Annotated in this window: 20 protein-coding genes; 12 read left to right on the forward strand and 8 right to left on the reverse strand. The window is 59.5% G+C overall.

The features are described 5' to 3' along the window. Positions 1-152: 152 nt before the first annotated feature. A complete protein-coding gene (locus KVH01_RS23680) occupies positions 153-1,241 on the reverse strand; it encodes an endonuclease/exonuclease/phosphatase family protein (RefSeq protein WP_217883116.1) in 1,089 nt (362 codons plus the stop codon). A gap of 41 nt (positions 1,242-1,282) precedes the next feature. Continuing rightward, a complete protein-coding gene (locus KVH01_RS23685; protein ID WP_217883117.1) occupies positions 1,283-1,942 on the reverse strand; it encodes a YciC family protein in 660 nt (219 codons plus the stop codon). A gap of 182 nt (positions 1,943-2,124) precedes the next feature. Between KVH01_RS23685 and KVH01_RS23690 the strand changes: the two genes are divergently transcribed. The 3 genes from KVH01_RS23690 to KVH01_RS23700 all read left to right on the forward strand — a co-directional run bounded on the left by KVH01_RS23690 (position 2,125) and on the right by KVH01_RS23700 (position 4,099). Then, entirely contained in the window at positions 2,125-2,850 is a 726-nt protein-coding gene (locus KVH01_RS23690) for a DUF2076 domain-containing protein (protein ID WP_043050664.1), read from the forward strand. Between the two features lie 135 nt (positions 2,851-2,985). Further along, positions 2,986-3,462 carry a LabA-like NYN domain-containing protein gene (locus tag KVH01_RS23695; RefSeq protein ID WP_043050665.1) on the forward strand — a complete coding sequence of 159 codons (477 nt, stop codon included), beginning with the start codon at positions 2,986-2,988 and terminating at the stop codon, positions 3,460-3,462. A 25-nt stretch (positions 3,463-3,487) separates the two neighbouring features. Further along, a complete protein-coding gene (locus tag KVH01_RS23700) occupies positions 3,488-4,099 on the forward strand; it encodes a 3'-5' exonuclease (protein ID WP_217883118.1) in 612 nt (203 codons plus the stop codon). Positions 4,100-4,240: 141 nt separating this feature from the next. On the opposite strand, the gene KVH01_RS23705 is transcribed toward KVH01_RS23700, so the two are convergent. Beyond that, the gene (locus KVH01_RS23705; RefSeq protein WP_217883119.1) at positions 4,241-4,549 is read right to left on the reverse strand and encodes a DUF6124 family protein; all 309 of its coding nucleotides are present in this window, start codon (positions 4,547-4,549) and stop codon (positions 4,241-4,243) included. 336 nt (positions 4,550-4,885) lie between these two features. Here KVH01_RS23705 and KVH01_RS23710 point away from each other — a divergent pair, with 336 nt between their 5' ends. Both KVH01_RS23710 and KVH01_RS23715 read left to right on the forward strand, forming a co-directional pair. After that, a complete protein-coding gene (locus KVH01_RS23710) occupies positions 4,886-5,452 on the forward strand; it encodes a hypothetical protein (protein WP_032873225.1) in 567 nt (188 codons plus the stop codon). Beyond that, a complete protein-coding gene (locus KVH01_RS23715) occupies positions 5,442-5,708 on the forward strand; it encodes a hypothetical protein (RefSeq protein WP_043050669.1) in 267 nt (88 codons plus the stop codon). The genes KVH01_RS23710 and KVH01_RS23715 overlap by 11 nt, the downstream gene beginning before the upstream one ends. A 107-nt stretch (positions 5,709-5,815) precedes the next feature. Here the strand turns inward: KVH01_RS23715 and KVH01_RS23720 are convergent, their stop codons facing one another. Further along, positions 5,816-6,277 carry an Lrp/AsnC family transcriptional regulator gene (locus KVH01_RS23720; protein ID WP_043050670.1) on the reverse strand — a complete coding sequence of 154 codons (462 nt, stop codon included), beginning with the start codon at positions 6,275-6,277 and terminating at the stop codon, positions 5,816-5,818. Positions 6,278-6,438: 161 nt separating this feature from the next. Between KVH01_RS23720 and yedA the strand changes: the two genes are divergently transcribed. The 4 genes from yedA (at position 6,439) to KVH01_RS23740 (ending at position 9,811) form a co-directional block, all read left to right on the forward strand. Continuing rightward, a complete protein-coding gene (gene yedA, locus KVH01_RS23725) occupies positions 6,439-7,335 on the forward strand; it encodes a drug/metabolite exporter YedA (RefSeq protein ID WP_046069637.1) in 897 nt (298 codons plus the stop codon). 48 nt (positions 7,336-7,383) lie between these two features. Then, positions 7,384-8,718 carry a DEAD/DEAH box helicase gene (locus KVH01_RS23730; protein WP_217883120.1) on the forward strand — a complete coding sequence of 445 codons (1,335 nt, stop codon included), beginning with the start codon at positions 7,384-7,386 and terminating at the stop codon, positions 8,716-8,718. A 176-nt stretch (positions 8,719-8,894) separates the two neighbouring features. Next, positions 8,895-9,395: a hypothetical protein gene (locus tag KVH01_RS23735; protein ID WP_217883121.1), complete on the forward strand. Its 501-nt coding sequence runs from the start codon at positions 8,895-8,897 to the stop codon at positions 9,393-9,395. Positions 9,396-9,538: 143 nt separating this feature from the next. Beyond that, entirely contained in the window at positions 9,539-9,811 is a 273-nt protein-coding gene (locus KVH01_RS23740; protein WP_217883122.1) for a hypothetical protein, read from the forward strand. 52 nt (positions 9,812-9,863) lie between these two features. Here KVH01_RS23740 and KVH01_RS23745 read toward each other — a convergent pair whose 3' ends face one another. Further along, positions 9,864-11,099, reverse strand: coding sequence for a TIGR03862 family flavoprotein (locus KVH01_RS23745; RefSeq protein ID WP_217883123.1), 1,236 nt, complete (start codon positions 11,097-11,099; stop codon positions 9,864-9,866). Positions 11,100-11,269: 170 nt separating this feature from the next. Further along, entirely contained in the window at positions 11,270-12,190 is a 921-nt protein-coding gene (locus KVH01_RS23750; RefSeq protein ID WP_217883124.1) for a histone deacetylase family protein, read from the reverse strand. Positions 12,191-12,266: 76 nt separating this feature from the next. Between KVH01_RS23750 and KVH01_RS23755 the strand changes: the two genes are divergently transcribed. From KVH01_RS23755 to KVH01_RS23765, 3 genes are read left to right on the forward strand one after another with little or no spacing between them, the layout of a single operon-like run. Next, positions 12,267-12,836, forward strand: coding sequence for a GNAT family N-acetyltransferase (locus KVH01_RS23755; RefSeq protein WP_043050675.1), 570 nt, complete (start codon positions 12,267-12,269; stop codon positions 12,834-12,836). Positions 12,837-12,874: 38 nt separating this feature from the next. Then, positions 12,875-13,744 (forward strand): acyl-CoA thioesterase II, encoded by an 870-nt coding sequence (tesB, locus tag KVH01_RS23760; protein WP_217883125.1) that lies wholly within the window; start codon positions 12,875-12,877, stop codon positions 13,742-13,744. Then, positions 13,741-14,328 (forward strand): HAD family hydrolase, encoded by a 588-nt coding sequence (locus KVH01_RS23765; RefSeq protein WP_217883126.1) that lies wholly within the window; start codon positions 13,741-13,743, stop codon positions 14,326-14,328. The genes tesB and KVH01_RS23765 overlap by 4 nt, the downstream gene beginning before the upstream one ends. A gap of 132 nt (positions 14,329-14,460) precedes the next feature. Here the strand turns inward: KVH01_RS23765 and KVH01_RS23770 are convergent, their stop codons facing one another. After that, positions 14,461-15,435: an alpha/beta hydrolase gene (locus tag KVH01_RS23770; RefSeq protein WP_217883127.1), complete on the reverse strand. Its 975-nt coding sequence runs from the start codon at positions 15,433-15,435 to the stop codon at positions 14,461-14,463. Then, a complete protein-coding gene (gene ypfJ / locus KVH01_RS23775; RefSeq protein ID WP_043050679.1) occupies positions 15,436-16,323 on the reverse strand; it encodes a KPN_02809 family neutral zinc metallopeptidase in 888 nt (295 codons plus the stop codon). It abuts the gene before it with no gap. Positions 16,324-16,331 lie beyond the last annotated feature (8 nt).

Genomic DNA, 16,331 nt, shown 5'->3' on the forward strand with positions numbered 1-16,331 from the left:
CGACGGCCCGGATCAAACCGCGTAAGTAGGTGCGATGCAGTTCAAATGTGGGAGCTGGCTTGCCTGCGATCGCATCGCTGCGGTGTCACTGAAAGACCGCATCCGCGGCATCGCAGGCAAGCCAGCTCCTACAAAAGATTAATGATGTGGGGTTATTGCGCAGCAGGCAGCAGGAAGCGGGCAACGACTGGTAGATGGTTGGAAATGCGCAACGTGTCCTCTTGCCTCACCTTCGCCTCCACCCGCTTGATGCGCGGGCTGTAGAACAGATAATCCAAGGTGCGATCCGGCCCGTCCAGGCTCGGGTCATTAGGGAAGTGCGTCAGCCATTTTTCACGATCAATCCCGCTGGATTCGCTGTTGCGCGGAATCATCGGGTACTTGTCCCACAGCATGTGCAGCTCGCTGTCTGGCGCATACTGCCCACGCTTAGCCGCGTCCAGGCGCAGGTATTGGCCCAGTGGCAGCAGGTTGAAATCCCCGCCGATCAACCAGGGCGTGCCCCGGCCTTCGAACTTGTCCAGCAGCTTGGCCGTGGCTTGCACTTGTTGTTGCGCTGCCGAGCGGCCAGGTGCGCCGCCGTCCAGGCGTGTATTGAGCACCGCCAGTTGGCCGCCATCGCTCAAGGGCAGGTAAGTCAGTAGCAACGCAGGTTTAGGCTGGAACTGCCGGCTGATGAAGTTGGTTTCGGCGGCCGGCAGTTGCAGGCGTTCGGCGTGTTCGATCTGGTAGCGGCTCAGTGTCGCCAGCTTGCGCCCGACGCTACCGAAGATATGCAGGCTGGGCACAAAGTCGGCTTTCCAGTCGAAGGCCTGGGCGCTGCACGGGTAGAGGTCGACCAGACGCTCCTGCAACAGCGCAAGCTGGTCCTGATAGTGGGAAGGCTTGGCGCCTTCGTCGACTTCCTGCAACAGCAGGATGTCGGGCTGTTCGTCGCGGATCACCCGTGCCACTTCGTCGAGGCTGAACGCCATGTCTTCAACGGTGGGGCGGTCATCCGGGCCGCTGTCGTCGGGGGTGTCGTACCAGAATACGTAGTTCTTGCCTGCCAGGTACTGCACGTTCCAGGTCATCACCTTGAGCGCCTGCCCTGGCAGCAGGGTAGGGGCGCGTGGCGCCACACAACTGACGGGCAAGGTCTCTTTGTCGGCAGGGCGCCAGGTCAGGCTGTAGATCAGCGCCGCCAACAGGCCGGCGATGAGCAAAAGGCTCAACAGGGTGATGCGCAATAAACGGGTCATCGGCTCGGCTTATGTGCGTGTCAGAAGAGGCACGGAGCATATCACCGCGCGTCGGCGTCGCCACCGATCAACATGAATAAACGGAACAGCACCACGCTGGTGAACAACTGCAGGAAGCTGTGGGCGCTGTCCATCAGCAACCCCAGCCACGGCGCGGGCTCGGGATAGGCCGCCACGCTGGCGCCCTTGAACAGCCACAACGGGGTCATCACGCACAGCAGGCACACCAGGATGCGCCAGAAATGCCCGCGGGTCAGGCGAAAACTTTCCTTCATCGCCTCCAGGGCCGGCATGCCGCGCAGCACCAGCAAGTATTCGGCAAACGCCAGCACCACCATCAGCCACAAGCCCGGCAGGAAATACAGCGACAGGCCGAGCAAGATCAACAACGTGCTCAGGGCCGTCAGCAAGGCAAAGCGCGGCCACAGGCTCAAGGCCATGGCCCACACGTCTTTGATACGGGGCGACTCGCCACGGGTGCGGGCGTCGAGAAACAGGATCAGGGCGCCGGTGTACAGCGGGTACACCAATAAACCCACGACCACGCTATAGCCGGGAAATGCATCCGGGCCCAGCGTGTGGTCCAGTATCTGTTGCAGCAGGGCTTCGAGGATCACCAACGGCAGGCACAACTGCACGATGGCGCCCAGGTTGCGCTGGGTAAAACGCAAAGAGTCGCGCAAAACGTCTAACGGATTCATCAGGGTCATCACAGGCCTGGAAACAGAGGGCGACACTTTAACCGATCAGGGTCCAAGGGGCACAAACGTAAACCTTGAGTAAAGACCATTGAAACAACTCGTAACATCCCCATAACTGGAAGGCACCCGGCCTGACCACAGGCGGGACCAGAATTTTTTATCGGCAATCTAACGAGGTCGCCATGAACAGCGAAGAGCAAACCCTGATCGATGGACTGTTTTCACGGTTGCAGCAAGCCGAAACGGACTCAGCCCCCCGCGACGCCCAGGCCGAAGCGCGGATCAAGGAGCACATGACTCGCCAACCGGCTGCCGGGTACTACATGACCCAGTCGTTACTGGTGCAGGAACACGCGCTTCAGGCTCTGGATGCGCAAAACAAGCAGCAGGCGCAACAGATCCAGCAATTGCAGGACGAACTGCAGCGGGCCAAGTCGACGCAACCGGCGCCGGCCAGTGGTGGTGGGTTTCTGTCGAGCATCTTTGGCGGTAGCTCCCGCGATCCGCAACCTGCGCCGAGCAACTCCGGTGGCGGCTGGCGTGAGCCGGCGCGGCCATCGTTCAACCCACCTGCACCGCAGCAGAACTATCAGCAGCCGCAAGCACCAGCAGCCGCGCCAGTGGGCAGCGGTTTTCTCGGCGGCGCGATGAAGACTGCCGCCGGCGTGGCCGGTGGTGTGTTGCTTGCCGAAGGCATCAGCAGCCTGTTCCATCACAACCAGCAGCCGCAGGTGGTGGAAGAAATCATCGAACAACCGGCACCGGCCAGCGACCAAGGTGACTGGGGCAACGATGACCAGAAGTTTGCCGGCAATGACAGTTGGGGCAGTAACAATGCTGACAGCTTCGCTGACAGCGATTATTCCGACGATTCCTCTTCCTTTGGCGACGACGATTCCTTCGTCTGACACGCCAGGCCCGGGGCGCTACAGCGCTCCGGTCTGATTTTTTCCCGGAAACGCTCCCTTGGCTGGCATACTGGCGCCCTTTCCGGGCGCTGGCGCCTGGCTGTCTATGAGACTGGCTGTCTATGAGGAAGTGCGGTGAAGAAAATTGCAGTGTTCGCCGATGTACAAAACCTCTATTACACCGTGCGCCAGGCCTATGGTTGCCACTTCAACTACGCCGCCCTGTGGGCTGACATCGGCGCCCGCGGGCAGATCGTCGAGGCCTATGCCTACGCCATCGACCGTGGCGACAGCAAGCAGCAGCAATTCCAACAGATCCTGCGCAACCTGGGCTTTACGGTAAAACTCAAACCGTATATCCAGCGCAGCGACGGTTCGGCCAAGGGTGATTGGGACGTGGGCATCACCATCGACATCATGGACGCCGCCGACCATGTCGACGAAATCGTGCTGGCCTCCGGTGACGGTGATTTCGACATGCTGCTCGACCGTGTCATTCACAAGCATGGTGTTGAAGCCGTGGCCTACGGCGTGCCCGGGCTGACCGCCAACTCATTGATCCGCGCTGCCAGCCGCTACGTGCCGATCGAAGGCGCGTTGCTGCTCAAATAAATTGTTAGACGGAGTGGGAACAGGTTTGGAACGTATAGCGGTCATCGACTTTGAAACCACCGGCATCACCCCGAGCAGCCACTGCCGGGCTACGGAGATTGGCGTCGTCATCCTTGAGCGCGGACAAATCGTGGACCGCTACCAGAGCCTGATGAACGCCGGCGTGCGCGTACCGGCTTTTATCGAACAACTCACCGGCATCAGCAACGCCATGCTGCGCAGCGCGCCACCGGCTGAGCGGGTGATGAACGAAGTCAACGAATTCGTCGGCACTACGCCATTGATGGCGCACAACGCCGCCTTCGACCAGAAGTTCTGGGACTTTGAACTGGGCCTGATCCGCCGCACCCGCCTGCAGAAATTCGCCTGCTCCCTGCTACTGGCCCGCCGCCTGATGCCGGCCGCACCCAACCACAAGCTCGGTACCCTCAACACCTACGCCAAACTGCCCCACACCGGCCAGGCTCACCGGGCGCTGGCCGATGCGGAAATGGCCGCCAACCTGACCGCCCACCTGGCCCAGGAACTGCGCTGTACCCATGGTTTGCGCGAACTGTCCCATGACCTGTTATGCACCTTGCAGAAAGTGCCTGCCGCGAAGATCAATGAACACCTGAAGAAACATCGCGGGTTCTGACCCAGAGTGCATTTTCAAGACCAATGACACTCCAAATGTGGGAGGGGGCTTGCTCCCGATGGCGGTGGGTCAGATACAGCCAAGCTGACTGACACACCGCCATCGGGAGCAAGCCCCCTCCCACATTTAGTTATGCGGCGCCTATCGAGGCTGTGCGCACTCCAACGCCTGGTCCACCACCCCCTTCGCCATCTCCACCAAATGCATCACCGCCCGCTGCGGCGCCTTCATCACTTCGCCCGACCCATGGGCCGTCTCCACCGCGCAATGCAACAAATCCGCCGCATGGGCCAGGGCCTCTTCGAAGCTCAGGTTGTCATTCAGGATAAAAATGGGCGCATCCGGGGCGGATGCCTTGAGGTAGTAGTCGATGGCGCGACGGTGGAGCAGGGCGTCTTCGCTGAGGAAGTCTGCGCGGGTGTCGGTTGCTGCGGAAGTAGCTTTGACCATGTTGATAACTCCAGGATATTTAACTGACTCCTTCCGTCAATTTCGGCTTGCACTTCCGGTCATCGAAGGGCCGATGACATGGGGAAGATTATCTGTGGGAATTAATCAGAACAAGGCGCGAATGCTCACTCGGAAACGTCCCGCAAATGAAAGGGATCGGTCTTGCTGGCCACTGAAACACGGAGGTTTTGAGGTCTCTTTCACCTGAGCGCTGAATGGTCGGTAGGCCAAATCCGGCTATGACCTAGGACCTTTCTGGTTTTCCTCTTTACTCCTCTATCGCGTCTTACTGCGACCTACCATCCCCTCTGTCACTCATGCACAGGGATTACAGTCATGCAGGAAAGCGATCTTCATACAGCGATTATGCGAAGCAAGTTGGAACTCGAATCAAATGGCATTGATCTGGGTTCCAGTTCAAGCATGGCGTTTCATGTGGGCAACACGATGACAAGCTGCCCGGCAGTCATGGTGTTGCCGAGTTCGCCAGGTTGGAGTCATGGCCCTCATTACCAGTTACTCAAGCCGATTCACGCTGACCCCGCTGTGCCGGATACGACGTTTGATGAACTCTGGAAATGTACACAGCAACACTACGGCCTCACGGCAGCCACAGTGATCACTGGCGCGGCGGGCATACCCATAAGCAAAATTGCGGTGGGTGCTTGGGTTCACGTCGGCTCCAGCAAAACCACGAACCTGGCTAGCCTGATCGGCATGCGCTTTTTTCCTCGTACATTGATCAGGCAACCCACCATGGCCAGAATGGCAAAGGCAACGTTTGGCACCGTCCGGGTATTTGGCATCATCGGGCGAGGCATCCCCTTCGTCGCTGCCGGGCTTGCAGTCTTTGATCTAGTCAGTATTGGCAAGTGTGCCTATGAGGCGAGGAATGGAAGGTAATCTGAGCAGAGCCGAAGTTGCTGAGAAAGTGATCCAGCTGTTCGTCGATATCATCGGTTTTATTGACCGAAGCGAAGTGACGGAGCAAACCGATTTCATCCATGACTACGACATCATTGATGATGACCTGACCTGCTTTGTCATGCAGATCAAGTGGCAGTTCAAGCTGCAAGCGACGCAGGAGGATTGGGATCGCATTACGACCATCGAGCAGATCGTTGATTTGATCGTCCAGCGCAGATCAAGCCCTTTGTAGGAGCGAGCTTGCTCGCGAAGAACGTCAACGGTGACGCTGGCGTCCTGAATGCCCGCGGCGCCCACAGGTCCTTCGCGAGCAAGCTCGCTCCTACAGTGCGCGGCAGGTCAGCCAGCATTTTTCCCATTGGCTTCCAACTGCCCCAACGGCACCCGCCGCTCTATGGCGCTGGATAAAATAATCGAGGTTTTGCTGAACCCGAATTTCGCCACCCGATTGATCAGGTCTTCCAGCTGCGGCATGGTGCCCACCGCCGCTTGCATGATCACGCAGGGGTCGCCGGTGACCCGATGGCATTCGGTCAGCTCGGGTATTTCCGCCAGAGCGTCGTAAACCTTCTGGCTGCCGTGATTGGTCAGCCGCAGTTCAATTACGCACTGAATCGGCAAACCGACTTTGGACAAATCCACTTTGGCCTGGTAGCCGGTAATCACGCCGCTGGCTTCCAGTTTGGCGACCCGTTCGGCCACGGCGGGGGCGGAGAGGTTTACCGTGCGGGCCAGTTGCGCGTAGGACGCACGGCCGTCTTCGAGCAGGGCGCTGAGGAGCATGCGGTCGTATTTGTCCATGGTAAGGCTCCAGTGGCATGTGGCTTTCGAAAGCAAGCGTTATAGCCTTGATAACCATGGTTTGAAAAGTGTATTGGCGGTTTAAACAGGTTTTGTAACTTATGTTTATCCATCTGTCTTTCTAGAATAAGGCCTCCTATCTCCTGCCATAGAGCCGCCCAATGCCTGGCCCACGTCGTTTTCCCTTACCGTTGATCGCCGCTTTTTTTGCGTTGTATGTGATCTGGGGTTCCACTTACCTGGTGATCCGTATCGGCGTGGAGTACTGGCCGCCGCTGTTGCTGGCGGGCATTCGGTTTTGCACGGCAGGCGTGTTGATGTATGGCTTCCTCCGGTGGCGCGGGGTGCCGGCGCCGACTTGGCCGCAATGGAAGGCGGCCGGAATGATCGGCATTTTGTTGCTTACCGTGGGCAATGGCGGCGTCAGTGTGGCCGAACATATGGGCGTGTCATCCGGCGTGGCGGCACTGGCCGTGGCCACAGTGCCGTTGTTCACCCTGCTGTGTGGCTTTTTCTGGGGCGCACGTAATACGCGACTGGAATGGGCCGGGGTGATCCTGGGCATTATCGGCATTGCCATGCTCAATATGGGCAGTACCCTGCAATCAAGCCCATTGGGTGCGGTTTTGCTACTAGTGGCGGCGGCCTCCTGGGCCTTCGGTTCGGTATGGAGCCGACACTTGCCGCTGCCCCAAGGCGCCATGGCCAGTGCCGCTGAAATGCTCGTGGCCGGCGTGGCGCTGCTGATCGTCAGCGCGCTCTCCGGCGAGCACCTGCAGGCCATGCCGCCGCTGGAAGGTTGGCTGGCCCTGGCCTACTTGACCGTGTTCGGCTCGATCATCGCCTTCAACGCTTATATGTATCTGCTCAAGCATGTGCGCCCGGCGGCGGCGACCAGTTATGCCTACGTGAACCCGGCAGTGGCGGTGTTGCTGGGGATTGTGTTCGTCGGCGAGACCATCGGCCTGGAAGAAGCCCTGGCGATGCTGGTGATCATCAGCGCCGTGCTGTTGATCAGCCTGCCCCAGTGGCGCAAGCCCAAGGCGGAAATAAGGTAAACTGCCGCGCATTACGCCTTTGCGCTGAATTTTTCCTACGGTAAACACATGACTTTCGCCACCCTTGGCCTGATCGAACCCTTGCTGCGCGCCCTTGAGACGCTTGGCTACCAGACCCCGACGCCGGTGCAGGCGCAAGCCATTCCGGCGGTGCTGGCCGGACGCGACCTGATGGCTGCGGCCCAGACCGGCACCGGCAAGACCGCAGGCTTCGCCTTGCCGCTGCTGCAATTGCTGACCATGGAAGGGCCGAAAGTCGCCGCCAACTCAGCGCGTGCGCTGATCCTGTGCCCGACCCGCGAACTGGCCGAGCAGGTTCACGCCAGCGTCGCCGAGTATGCCCAGCATCTGCCGCTGACCACATACGCGGTGTACGGCGGCGTGAGCATCAACCCGCAGATGATGAAGCTGCGCAAGGGCGTCGACATCCTGGTCGCCACCCCTGGCCGGCTGATCGACCTGTTCCGCCAGAACGCGCTGAAACTCAACCAGCTGCAAACCCTGGTGCTCGACGAAGCCGACCGCATGCTCGACCTGGGCTTCTCCGAAGAGCTTGCCAACATTTATCGCATGCTGCCGAAAAAGCGCCAGACCTTGCTGTTTTCCGCGACCTTCTCCGATGACATCCGCCTGCTGGCCGGGCAGATGCTCAACGACCCGCTGAGCATCGAAGTGAGCCCGCGCAACGTCGCCGCCAACACCGTCAAGCAGTGGGTGGTGCCAGTGGACAAGAAGCGCAAGGCCGAGCTGTTCGTGCATCTGATGCGCAAAGGTCGCTGGAAGCAGGTGCTGGTATTCGCCAAGACCCGCAACGGCGTGGACGCACTTGTGGACAAACTGCAGGGCCTGGGCATCAACGCCGACGGCATTCATGGCGACAAGCCCCAGGCGACCCGCCAACGCGCACTGGACCGCTTCAAGTCCAGCGAGGTGCAGATCCTGGTCGCCACCGACGTGGCAGCCCGTGGCCTGGATATCGAAGATCTGCCGCTGGTGGTCAACTTTGACCTGCCAATCGTGGCCGAGGACTACATCCACCGTATCGGTCGTACCGGTCGTGCGGGTAACACCGGTGAGGCGATTTCCCTGGTGTGTGCCGACGAGGTCAACATGCTCTCGGCCATCGAGATGCTGACCCGCCAGACCTTGACCCGCAAGATGGAGCCGGATTTTGAGCCGGAGCATCGTGTACCGGATACCGATGCCAGTGGCCAAGTGGTGAAGAAACCGAAAAAGCCGAAGAAACCCAAGGCGTCTGGTGGTGGCGGCAAGCGCAACCTGGGCAAGTGGGTGGACAGTGGCGAAGTGGCGCCGGCCGAGCCTTCGATCAAACCGGTGCGCAAGGTGCCAGTCTTCAATACCGGGCCGCGCAAGAAGAAGTAAAGGTTTTATAAGGGTTGGCGCACAGAGTGGGCGGGGCAATCCCGTCCACTGCGGATTGAATTTTCTTGTAAATTTTTTCCGCGTGGTAAAACTGAACTCGAAACGCTCGATCACCACTCAGGTAGGCGTCAGGAAACTGACCGTCAATCAGCAGCCTTTGAGTGGAGGTAATTGATATGGAATTTGCGGCTTCTTTTGCATCGCTATCCTTCAAGCCGGGAGAGGAAACATTCGGGCAGTACATGAGGCGCGCAGCGCAAACGCATAGAGACACTGCGGCCGCGTCAGAGAGGAGTCATGAGGCGCGTATCAGCGCGCTGGAGAAAGAGCTGACCGATATTAAGAAAACCCAACCTGAGGCTTATGCGCACCAAATCAGGTTGTATAAAGAGTTGGCTTCTTTGCAGCAGCATCATGTAGGCGTAAATGCTCACGAAACCTTGCCGCTGAATCAGGTTGTCAAAGAGGTTGAATATAAGAGTCAGGAGAAGGGACTAGCTCTCAGTCGCGGTTTCAAAGCTGAGCAGGAGAGTTTGAAAGATCAACCCGTGGCGCTTGAAGCTGCGCACCGCACGTACATAGATGCACTGTCGGCAGCCCTGCCAGAAGGTGACGAGTTTTTACGAAGGGAACTGGAAGGGTTTGAGCAGATGTACCCCGATTCCCAGCCTATTTAAGTTCAGCAAATTAAGATTATAGAGAAATACTTCAACGTAAATTACACGGCTCTAAAATATGGTTGAGCTGCTAATTAAAGATTTTTCATAAAAGGCTGTCAGGTTTTTCGGCGGTTTAGACATATTTGCCAGGGGGAAAGTACGTGTTGGAGAATACCCGTAGAACTTATGGTGTACTGCGAGAGTTGCCCAGTGAGCTCGTGGTGCCTGAGCTCGACAGCAAAGCGAAGGACGACAATACGTCACACCGCGTTTCAAATAAGAACGTCGTAGAGCGACTTTCAGCGGTGGAGCAACTCACCACCTCCTTGCTAGCCTTGCAACGGGCCGCGCAGTCGATAGAAAATGATCTATTCAGGCAGCAGACCAATTTTCAGCGTCATATTCATGGCGGGCTGAGAAGTCAGTTTTTATAAGTATTAAAGCAGGTGGCTGATGGACGAGCCTTCAACTCAAGTTAATACAGGTTCAGCCACCTGACGCCTCCAGCCATGCCAGTATTCCCTGTCCGCTCATGTACCCACTGGCAAAGCACCCCGTTAACAAATACCCACCGGTCGGCGCTTCCCAATCGAGCATTTCCCCCGCACAAAAAACGCCAGGCACTTGCTTGAGCATCAGTCGTTCGTCCAATGTTTCAAAGGGTACGCCGCCTGCGGTACTGATTGCTTCATCCATTGGCCGCGTCTTCACCAACGTCAGCGGCAGCGCCTTGATATCAACGGCCAATTGCGCCGGATCATTGAAATGTTCAGTCGGCGCCAACTCGCGCAACAGCGCCGCCTTGACCCCGTCCAAGCCCAACTGACTGTGTAAATGCTTGCTCATCGACCGCGAGCCCCGTGGCTTGGCCAATGCCGCTTGCACCTTGTCCAGCGGCTTGCTCGGCAGCAAGTCGATATGCACCATGGCCGAACCGTTGCGATTGATCGCTTCACGAATGGGCGCCGACAACGCGTAAATCAAACTGCCTTCGATGCCGGTGGCGGTGATCACGCATTCACCCAGGCGAGGCGGGTCATCGGGCAGGCCAATGGCGACGTTTTTCAACGGCGCCCCAGCGAATTTGCTGACCAGCAACTCACTCCAGGCTAATACGTCGAAACCGCAGTTGCTCGGTTGCAAGCGCACATAGGGCACGCCTTTGTCTTCCAGCAGCTTGAGCCAGGCGCCATCAGAGCCCAGGCGCGACCAACTGCCGCCGCCCAGGGCCAGTAACACCGCATCGCTGTGGACAACTTTGTCGCCGTCCGGGCTGTGGATAAGTAAACCGCCTTCGGTATTCCAGCCGAGCCAACGATGGCGTGTGTGGATAACCACGCCCTGATCGCGCAGGCGTTTTAGCCAGGCTCGCAGCAGGGGAGCGGCTTTCATGTCGGTAGGAAACACCCGCCCGGAGGTGCCGATAAAGGTTTCGATGCCCAGGCCATGAATCCATTCGCACAACGCTTCGGCTCCGAACGCCCGCAGCAACGGCGCCATATGCGGCGCGCGTTCGGCGTAACGGGAGACAAACGCCGGATAGTCCTCGGAGTGGGTGATGTTCATCCCGCCTACACCGGCCAGCAGGAATTTGCGCCCCACCGAGGGCATGCCGTCGTACAGGTCTACCCGCACCCCTGCCTGGCTCAAGACCTCAGCGGCCATTAGCCCGGCGGGGCCACCGCCGATAATGGTGACGTGGTGAGAAGAGGTCCGAGGCATGGCAGGGCTACTGTCGCTTGAATAGGCCGAGCATTCTACCCGACGAAGGCGCGGCTGCCTGATCAAAAAACGTACACTTTCCTACAGGCCATACGGCGGCTAGCCTGCAGGCGCTTACGCTCAAGTTATCCACAGGCCGTTCCACAGGCATTGTGGGTAACGCCCATAGTTCAATGACAACCTGATGACGACCACACCCGCTGGGCGCTGTGGTGCAGGATGCCGTGGCGGCGGGCCAGGGCCAGGCGGTCTTTGCTGTAGCCGCCGCCGATCACGCCCATTACCGGAATGTCGCGACCCAGGCAGTGGCGCATCACGCTTTCATCACGGGCGGCGAGGCCTGCGTCTGTCAGCTTGAGGTAACCGAGGGCGTCATCCTTGTGTACATCCACGCCGGCGTCGTACAGCACCAGGTCGGGCTGGTAGAGCGGCAACAGGTAGTTGAGCGTGTCTTCCACCACCTTGAGGTAGTCGGCATCGCCCATGCCCATGGGCAGCGGGATGTCCCAATCACTCTGGGCCTTACGCGCCGGAAAGTTCTTTTCGCAGTGCAGCGACACGGTGATGGCGTCCGGCGTGTCGTGGAGGATGCGTGCGGTGCCGTCGCCCTGGTGCACGTCGCAATCGAAGATCAACACGCGATTGACCCGACCGCTGGCCAGCAGGTAATGGCTGATCACTGCCAGGTCATTGAAGATGCAGAAGCCCGCAGGGTAATCGTAGTGGGCGTGATGGGTGCCGCCGGCCAAATGGCAGGCCAGGCCATGTTCGAGGGCTTGTTCAGCCGCCAGTATCGAGCCGCCTACCGCACGCACGGTACGCCGCGCCAGTGCTTCGCTCCAGGGCAGGCCGAGGCGGCGCTGGTCTTCGCGGGACAATTGGCCGCTCATGTAGCGTTCGATATACCCAGGTTCATGGGCCAAGGCCAGGATATCCGCTGGACACAATTGCGGGCGCAGCAATTGGCTGTCTTGGGTCAAGCCAGTGTTCACCAGGTGGTCGCGCAGCAGGCGAAACTTGTCCATGGGGAACCGGTGGTCCGCCGGGAACTCGGGGCTGTAGTCTTCGTGGTAGATCAATGGCAAAGGCATGGGATTTTCTGACGGGAACCTGCGAAGGATCTTAACAGCGCTGTACACTCACGCACATGGCAAGGGAGGGGGCCCCATGGAGCCGATATTGGAATTGGAAAGTGCACGCCTGCTAATGCGCCAATGGCGCGACAGCGACCTGCCGGACTTTGCGCGCATGTGCGCCGACCCACAAGTGATGCGCTATTTTCCGGCCAGGTTGAGCCATCTGGAAAGCGCCGCATTGATCGGTCGCGTTCGCGGGCATTTCGCGGAGTACGGCTTCGGTTTTTGGGCCTTGCAGCGCAAGGATACCGGCGAATTTATCGGTCTGACCGGGCTGCAGAATGTCAGCTTCGAAGCCGGCTTTACACCGGCAGTGGAAATCGGCTGGCGCCTGGCCCGCGAACACTGGGGCCTGGGCTATGCCAGTGAGGCGGCCTGGACCGCGTTGCGCTGCGGCTTCGACCGTTTGCAACTGGACGAGGTTGTAGCCTTCACCACAGAGGCCAATCAGCCTTCACAAAAAGTCATGCAGGCCATCGGTATGCATTACGATCCGCAGGCAGATTTTGAACACCCCAAGGTCGCAGCGGATGACCCGCTGCGCCCTCATGTTTTGTACCGCATCACCCGCGCCCAATGGTTGGACACGCTGCATGGATAAGCAGCCCGGAATGCCCTATTGATTGCAGGAGTTGCTCTATGAGCCAAGTATTGGAAGATCTGGTGGACTTGCTGACCCTGGAACCGATCGAGGAAAACCTCTTTCGCGGCCGCAGCCAGGACCTGGGCTTTCGCCAGTTGTTCGGCGGCCAAGTGCTCGGCCAGTCGCTGTCGGCGGCCAGCCAGACGGTAGAAGAAGCGCGGCATGTGCATTCCCTGCACGGTTATTTCCTGCGCCCTGGCGATGCAGCCTTGCCGGTGGTGTATTCGGTGGACCGCGTACGCGACGGCGGCAGTTTCAGCACTCGGCGGGTAACGGCGATCCAGAAGGGCAACCCGATCTTTACGTGCACCACCTCGTTCCAGTACGACGAACAAGGCTTCGATCACCAGACCACCATGCCGATGGTGGTCGGCCCGGAAAACCTGCCGTCGGAGCTGGAGCTGACCAAGCAACGTGCGCATCTTATTCCCGAACACATGCGCGACAAGCTGCTGTGCCCCAAGCCCATCGAAGTGCGCCCGGTCACCGAAAAAGACCCGTTCAACCCGCAGCCGTCCGACCCGGTCAAGTACGTGTGGTTTCGTGCCGATGGCGCCCTGGCGGACGCGCCGGCGCTGCATAAGTACCTGCTGGCTTACGCCTCGGACTTCGGCCTGCTGACGACTTCGTTGCTGCCCCATGGCAAGACCGTGTGGCAGAAAGACATGCAGGTCGCCAGTCTCGACCACGCGCTGTGGTTCCATGCGGACCTGCGTGCCGATGACTGGTTGCTGTATGCCATGGATAGCCCGTGGGCCGGCAACTCCCGGGGCTTTTCCCGTGGCAGCGTGTACAACCGCTCCGGGCAACTGGTGGCCTCGGTGACCCAGGAAGGTTTGATCCGCCATCGCAAGGACTGGGCATGAGCCTGTCGGACATTAAGCATTGGGTGTTCGACATGGACGGCACCCTCACGGTGGCCGTGCATGATTTTGCTGCCATCCGCGTGGCGTTGGATATTGCGCCTGAGGACGACATTCTCACTCATCTTGCTGCGTTGCCCGCAGACGTTGCAGCAGCCAAGCATGCCTGGCTACTGGAGCATGAACGCGAGCTGGCACTCGGTTCGGTCGCGGCACAAGGCGCTGTGGAACTGGTGCGTGAGTTGGCCGGGCGCGGTTATCACCTGGGTATCCTGACCCGCAATGCGCGCGAGCTGGCCCATATCACCCTGGAAGCCATCGGCCTGGCGGACTGCTTTGCCATTGAGGATGTGCTGGGGCGTGATGATGCGCCGCACAAACCTGATCCGGGTGGTTTGTTGAAACTGGCAGCGGCTTGGGATGTAGCGCCGAGTGAGATGGTGATGGTCGGGGATTATCGTTTTGACCTGGACTGTGGCCGAGCAGCGGGGACGAAAACCGTGTTGGTGAACCTGCCGGAGAACCCATGGCCGGAGTTGGCGGATTGGCATGCGGCAGACTGCGCTGCATTGCGCCAAATGATCTAGCCCAGACAATAGAGATCAAATGTGGGAGGGGGCTTGCTCCCGATTGCAGTGTGTCAGCCAGCCTATGTTTAGCTGGCACACCGCAATCGGGAGCAAGCCCCCTCCCACATTTTGATTGAGTTCCTTCAGGTGCTACTGGGCAAACAGCACCTTTTCTCCCTCTGGCGAGGTAAACATCTTATCCCCGTTATGCCCCACCCCCGGCACTTCCACCAGCTTGTGAGTCAGCTGCGGATGACGCTGCCTGAGGTAGTCAAAGTAGTTATGCCCACGAATCAGTCGATACGCGCCCTGGGTCTCGGCCTCGCAGCCTTTATCTAACGCCGGGTGGTTGGGGTCGGTGTCTTGCTGGCCCAGCAGGTAGGTGATGTCGCGTGAGACGTAGGCTTGTTCCAGTTGCTGGGCGCCTCGCTCACCCACGTAATCCGGCAGGTTTTGCATGCCGTATTTCCAGTCGTTGAAGCTTGGGCAACTGGCCGTATCGAACGGCACCGGCCGCTGCGGGCTGAAGTAGGCGTAGGACGATGGGTTGGCCACCACGTACCGCAGGCTGATGCCTTCGGTTTTCAGCAACGGGTGGTCATGGCCGGTGAGGGCGAAGCGTTGGACGACTTGGCCGCCACCGGAATGCCCGGCGATCACGATTTCTTTCAACGCCGGGAACAGCTTGCGGTTGCCCAGGTGCTTGATGATCTGGTCCAGAACGCCATAAGAACTGACCTGCCCAGGCGCGGTGGAAGCTTCGCCAGCCATCCAGTCGTTGCCCTTCCAACGCAATACCTGATTGCCCAGATGGTTGCGCTTCACGTCCGATTGATTCAGAAACTGCGGCGCGATCACCAGCGTAGTGCCGCCGACCCCGGCATGGGTGGCGGCGTCGATACCGCTTTGCAGGTAGGTCTGCGCATTGCGCAGGCGGCCATGCACGATGATCAGCGCACGCGTGACCTTGGGCAGCGGCTGGCGCCAGTCCTGGCTCACGCCGAGGCTGAGGTCGCCGGCCTCCAGATGAAAGCGATCGGGGCTGACCACCTTAACGCCGTGTTCGGCCGCCAGGGTGCAGCAGGACACGAACACACCCAGCAGCAACCCCAATCGTTTGATCATTTAGAGACTCTTGGCCGCGAAGGTGTCGCATTGAGAGATCTGACCCTGGGCGAAGCCGGTCTTGAACCAGCGCACGCGCTGGGCCGAGGTACCGTGGGTAAACGAGTCCGGCACTACGCGCCCTTGCCCCTGTTGCTGCAAACGGTCATCGCCAATGGCGTTGGCGGCGTTCAGTGCCGCTTCGATATCACCGGGTTCCAGCCAGTTAAGCCGTTTCTGTGCGCGGTTGGCCCACACCCCGGCAAAGCAGTCGGCTTGCAGTTCCTGGCGTACCAGCAAGCCGCCGTCGCCTTGCATCTGCCGACCTTGCTGGCGCGCTGCCTGGATTTTGGATGAGATACCCAGCAACGTTTGCACGTGGTGTCCGACTTCGTGGGCGATCACATAAGCCTGGGCGAATTCGCCGGATGCCTGGAAGCGCTGGGACATTTCCCGGAAGAAATCCAGGTCCAGGTACACCTGTTGGTCAGCCGGGCAATAGAACGGGCCGCTGGCGGAGGTGGCGCCGCCACAGGCCGAGTTCACCCGGCCACGGAACAGGATCAGCTTCGGGTTCTTGTAGGCCAGGCCGTTTTCCTGGAACACCTGGCCCCAGGTGTCTTCGGTGTCGCCCAGCACGGCCCGCACGAAGTCGGCCTGCTGGTCATTGGCCGGTGGTGCCTGGCGCGACTGGGTACTGACCGACGGTGCCTGTTCCATCTGGCCGCTTAACTGGCCGAGAATCTGCATCGGGTCCTGCCCGGTCAACCAGCCAATGCCCACGATCAGCACAATCGCCGTCAGGCTCAGGCCCTTGCCGCCGCCAAAGCGCATGCCGCCACCGCCGCCGCCACTGTCATTGCGGGCATCGACCACGTTGTCGCTGCGTCTGCCTTTTTTCCATAGCATGGGAGCAA

Origin of the sequence: Pseudomonas khavaziana (assembly GCF_019145205.1) — a bacterium.
GTDB classification, from domain to species: domain Bacteria; phylum Pseudomonadota; class Gammaproteobacteria; order Pseudomonadales; family Pseudomonadaceae; genus Aquipseudomonas; species Aquipseudomonas khavaziana.